Here is a 3,749-nt window from a genome sequence, read left to right as displayed (position 1 = left end):
AATTGAACTCCCTGCCGCAGAGAATCTAATATCTCTATGGGAATGTTGCTTTCTTGTGCTAATTTGAGGGTTTGCTGTAGCTGGGCTACTAAGATGCTGTGTGGCGTTATTGGTCTAGCAGTCTCTCGTCCTAAAACACTCGTCATATCTTCACACCCCCAAGAGTTGAGCTTCTTGAGTTTCAATGTAGGCATCAATCCCTTCGCCACCACGAGGGTATTTAGCACAAAGACGTTTGTGTTCAGCTAAGGCAGCATCCAGTTCTTCACGAGTCAGATCGTTGACAAAGAAGCACTCACCAATAGGCCGAGGCATGGCTGCACGTTGTTTGCCGTCTCGTGTCAGGCTAATAGACTGGGTAGCATACCAGAGCAAATCCCCATCTAATAGAGGATGATCGAGTGATAAACCGATACGACTCATTAAGTCTAGGATGCGATCGCGCTCCGCTGTTGGAATATAGCCCCGTTGTGCTGCAATGGTTGCAGACAAAGCCATATCTATATTGACCGCGTGACCATGATACAGGGGTATGTGAGGTGCTAATTCTAGGGTAGGACTCCAAGTGTGACCGTAGGCAATGACGCGATCGAGGTCTATTTCATGCAAGTTAGGAGTCTCTAACTCCAACATGGTTTTGATTGCCTCGTAGTTGAGTTTATGGGCAATCTCTTTGAGTTCCGGTGTCCCATTCACGTGTCCAAAGTGAGTGGAAAGCAGTTCTTCGCCATATTCGTATAGCAGTTCAAAGACTTCAGAATTAGCAACTACAGCAATTTTCACTAACTCTGCCATCCCATTACGAACTTGAGCCGTTGGCAAGGTCTTCAAAAATGAGAAATCCAGGATCACTTTCAAAGGTGCATGATATGCTCCCAAGCGATTTTTCAACTTGCGATGATTAACTGCTACCTTAATCGCTACACCTGCATCGATTAAACCAATCAAAGTGGTAGGAATGCGAATGTAGTTACTCTTGCGACGATAAGAAGCACAAGCAAACCCAGCTACATCAGTAATTAGACCACCACCGACGACTAAGACTGGTTCCTTACGAACTAAGCCAAAGTCAGAAAAAGCGTCAACAATTTTTTCAAAAGTTGCAAGGGTTTTAGCTGGCTCTGTAATGATGATGGGAAATACTGTTAGTTCAATGTCATAGTGTCTAAAATATGACCTGATCTGCTCGCCATAAAGTTCATGGACATTGGCATCAATTACAGTCAGACAGCGACCAAATTTTGCATAGCTATCTGCTATTTCTCTGTTTTTAATATCAAATGCACCGTTCACATAGACAAGACTAAAATCGATTTTTTCGTAACCTTGCACGTGAAACGCAGCTTCAGTAGCTTCAAATGTTGCTTGAACTTTATTCATGTGTGTTGACCTTATTCCAATTAAAAAAATGTGATATTTCGGTAATAATTCCGATTTACCCTAATGTATACCAGCAGTATATAATGCTCTTTATCGTTTGAGATTAAAGACACAATTAAATAAGCTTTCAATAAAAAAGCTTACTTATATTTCTGACTGGCAATGTTATTAAACAACACTATTCATTGGAGTAAATTCTGTAGGTGGGCTAATCTCTAATTTAAGCTAGCCTTTAAACTAGTCCCACTAGCAAGATTTTTCCATAATACTTGCACTCTTTGTTTCGGGATTATTGACTTTAGTGAGAGGAAAGTTTATCTTAATTGAGATTTATTCCACTATGTTTAACTTTAGTGGCTTTCCAACTGTACGATTCCGCAAAAATTCTAGCCTAGAAAACTGATCGTATCGTTTATCTCCTAGCTTCAATTTGAGATTGGAACCTTGATTAATCGTTAATTCGCTGTTTTTTAGCATTAGTATCAAACCTTATATCGCTAAACTCGCTACATTCTATTTGCTTCAGAATATCAGTGGACTTTTAGGAAGTTTATTTGAATTTTATTAACTCCACTATGTTTCTCTCTAGCAACTTCCGACCATTAGACTTTGTAAAAGTCCTATCTTAGTAAACTACTCATATTTTCTATCTCCAGGCTGACATTTGATATCACAGGCATGATTAATCCTCAGCTAACTGTTTTTTAGCATTAGTCTCAAACCATAAAATGGTTAAAAACAAATATGACTCACTACACTCTATTCAGAATGACAATGGAATTCCTTTTTCATTCAATCAAGTTACTGCTCAGTATTCAACATACCTACCTCAGTAACTCCTGAAAATTCAAAATTTAAAGATATCTGAGTTACTAGTAACAAAACTTTAATTTTATTTAAGGAACGGTTGTGTGTTAAAAATTTCTAAGTTTGCTTGAATTGTCTTGAAAATTCTAAATTAAGTTATTTTAGCTTAATTTAGCAAATAACTTACCAAATGGTAAATTAAAATTACAACACAAATCATAACATTAGAACCATAAAAATCATAACATATGTAAATAGATTTAAGTCAATCCACCATGCGAAGTGTACTGGATAACAAAATACTTTTTAAAAATTATGTCTAAAGATAGATATTCTATACAAGGCTGGAATTAATTTATTTGAATGTGATATGAAAACAACTGCCAAAATTAATCTTATTTAGAATCAAAATCTCAACTAGACTGGCTCTTGAGCAAATAATACGATTAAAGACAACTTTGTATTACTCATGTCTGCGTATAAAACAGATAATGTTCAGTAAACCACAAACTTTTGAAAACCAACATGAGAAGGCGGAAGGCTGTAACAAGTTAAAGATTTTGGCAAACTGTCTCTGTATCAATTTAAACTTCAACCTATTATTCATCATTCCAGTTGGCGCGATCGCTTACTTTCGATATAAAAAATTGAGTATTTATTACAGACAAAATTTATTTAAATAAATTACTTTTTAAAAAATCTTAATATTTCTCAACTTAGTTTAAAAAATCTTGGGATTGAGTTCATAATTATTAAGAGCGATCGCTTTGTAAAGGTTAATTGATATTTCTTGTCAAACTGCTAGTAAAGTTACAAACTAAGAATATAAACACACGCAATTATTTTATGACTGCTATTTCTAACTTTGAATTCAAGCGACCAATTTGGCAAACCGGCATCATATTGACTTTGGGCTTTTGGCTCAGTGCTAGTCTAGTTTTAGACTGGGTAATTATGCCTAGCCTTTATCTTTCTGGCATGATGAGCCAAGCTGGTTTTACGACAGCAGGCTATACGATTTTTTGGAACTTCAATCGGATGGAATTATTATCTGCTGCTGTAGTCCTGACTGGGGCACTAGCTTTGAGCAAAACCCGATATCACTGGAGTATTGGCAGTATTGTTTTATCTGTGCTGCTGCTAACTATAGCTGTGCTTGACACCTATTTTTTAACTCCGCAAATGTGCGCTATAGGAGTTCAACTTAACCTATTTGAAGCTGCTGCTGCTATTCCATCGACAATGAATATACTGCACGGCAGTTATTGGGTACTGGAAATAGTTAAGCTGGTGGCAGGTGGCACACTTTTAAGCTGGTGCTGGCGGGAGCAATTTTAAGTAGATGGAGAATTCTAACAGTGAGAATTTCCACTTCTAAATCTCACGCCACAGACGCAAAGAAATTCTTTGCGTCTTTTTGCTAAATATACCTTATCCCGCATTTCTCACAAACTCAGAGAACCCGGGGGGCAAAAACTGCTAGAATGTATATATAATAAGCACTTCAGCTATTTTGAAATATGACTCGACCCGCAACGCGATCGATACCAAAGGAGTTCAGA

General features: G+C 37.2%; 2 protein-coding genes. One reads left to right on the top strand and one right to left on the bottom strand.

The features are described from left to right. Window positions 1-150: 150 nt before the first annotated feature. Entirely contained in the window at window positions 151-1,380 is a 1,230-nt protein-coding gene (locus LC574_RS30670) for a sedoheptulose 7-phosphate cyclase (RefSeq protein ID WP_229457365.1), read from the bottom strand. Window positions 1,381-3,033: 1,653 nt separating this feature from the next. Here LC574_RS30670 and LC574_RS30665 point away from each other — a divergent pair. Next, window positions 3,034-3,525, top strand: a complete 492-nt coding sequence (locus LC574_RS30665; RefSeq protein ID WP_229457364.1) for a hypothetical protein — start codon at window positions 3,034-3,036, stop codon at window positions 3,523-3,525. Window positions 3,526-3,749: the final 224 nt, after the last annotated feature.

It is taken from the genome of Nostoc sp. CHAB 5715 (genome assembly GCF_020829685.1).
Lineage (GTDB): Bacteria > Cyanobacteriota > Cyanobacteriia > Cyanobacteriales > Nostocaceae > Nostoc.
This window is presented reverse-complemented; position numbering and strand designations above follow the sequence as displayed.